This window comes from Psychrobacillus sp. (assembly GCF_056205495.1).
On sequence record NZ_JBAEAP010000260.1, the window covers coordinates 1 to 1,901 of the forward strand.

A 1,901-nucleotide genomic window follows, 5' to 3' on the forward strand; every position below is an offset into this window, starting at 1 on the left:
GAAGAGACTCAGGAGTTGCCTTCATCCCTTCTCCTTCTTTTCCTATAAAAAACAACGCACAAATAAATAAAGGAAAAGTAAAAAGATTTTGAGAGACTAATATGGTCAATAAATATTGGACTTTTTGGCTTCTACGATATATGAATGGAATAGCATAAATAATTGAGAGAATAACTAATACACTAGTAAACCAAAAGTGCACCTCTAAAATTTTCTCTTTATACGGGAAAATAGAATCGTAAGCTGCCACGTAGTATTCTAATGCATAAATCATGGGCATGAATATTGCCCCTAATATTAAGGCTGTTGCCAATTGAGATGGTCCTTGTCTTCCAGACTCTAAAGGTATTCTTAAAACCTCAAAGTCTTCTTCCTTCAACTTACTTACCAAATGTCTCTCCTCTTTCTTACCGGAACAACCCTTTTAGTTTATCCATTACGGATTCGTCGTCTTTACCTTTGGCATTTAGTAACATATTGACACCTACGCCTGCAGCTGCCCCTAAAAATGTTCCTAGGCCTGGTATTGGTATTAGGGCAGTCCCAGCCGCAGTTAAGCCAACTTGAATGGCGCTACCGATTGCCACATCTGCAGCAGTTTCTCCAACTGCTCTTGCATGTGCTGCACCGTCACTAGATCCATTCTCCTTGGCAGTACTATAATTATCATAGTAGCTTAATCCAGCAGTGATCGGTGCAACAGCTTTAGTGGCTCCTCTTACTAACCCATTTTGTGCAATTCCTCTTAAATCGAAGACATCCTTAAAACCTTCTCCTGCACCTCTCAGAGTGGCGGAACCAATAGTTTTACCCTTTTCCCCTAAAGTAGTATTCTCTCCCCAATATCTAAGATGAGGATGTTTCTCTAACACCATTTCTCCTTGCGGTGACCAACCAGACTGCCCTGGCTTCCTTCCAGCATATTTTAACATCCCACCACTCTCGTTTGGAAAGCCCAATACTCCCATGGCTAGTGGACTAGCATAAATTCGATAAGAAGTGCTTCCTTTTTGAGGAACATAAAATCTTAGATCAGAAGATAGTTCCCCATTCCTAGTAGCCATCCACATAAGAAACCCTGATTTAGCATCCTTCGCGATAGTATTAGCATTACCATAGTAACCGAGAGAGTCATTAAATTTATCAAAATCACTATCTTCTGAAACTTTACCAGCTTCACCAGAAGCATCTTTATCCGCTACAGAGCCTGGATCATTTACACTCGTAGACATATCACTAAGAATCGGATCAGTAGCAGTATACTGAGCCCATTCCTCAGCTGGAAAATGTATATCGGAAAGACCTGACTTCATCAGTCCTTCCATTTCATGTAGCCACGTATCAAGTGTTTTCAAGTTAGACTCTACAGAAGAAAGTGATGAGGTTTGAGTCGAATCAAACTCATGTAAGTTTTCAATAGTAAGATCCTTCTTTTTACGAGAATCCGTTACACCTTGCTGTACTTCACTATCATCTAAATGAGGCAACGCCACTATATCAGCAACCCCATCCATTATGGCGTTTGACTCATCAGTTAAATTACTCGTAGTGTTAGATATTACTACCAGTCCTTCTTCGACCTCTCCTTCCAGAAAGCTCTCTTGAATATGACCAGCGTAATCGGGCTCCAACGAATCCAGAGCAGACTTTATTTGGTTTAGCTTTGTTTTGAAATCTTGATTAAATTCTACAAAGAACTTATGGAAAGGGAGATGGCAATCGTTGTAAAATGATCGGATAGCCGCTCCCCCCTCCCCGGTTAATGAGTGATCCAACTCCACTAAACCAGTGATAGAAGTTTTAATTACCTTCATTTCTTCCTCTAAACGCGTCAACATATCCACGTTATTTTGTATTCCTGTCTGAAGTAAATCTACATCCAATACCTTCATTGAGCCATC

1 protein-coding gene and 1 pseudogene are annotated in these 1,901 nt (G+C 40.3%); both read right to left on the bottom strand.

What is annotated here, in order from left to right; all coding sequences use genetic code 11:
• Positions 1-391, bottom strand: a pseudogene (locus AC06OU_RS07505) (hypothetical protein); the annotation flags it as partial.
• 16 nt (positions 392-407) lie between these two features.
• On the bottom strand, positions 408-1,901 hold a 1,494-nt coding region (locus AC06OU_RS07510), incomplete at its 5' end, for a ribonuclease YeeF family protein (protein ID WP_475855000.1).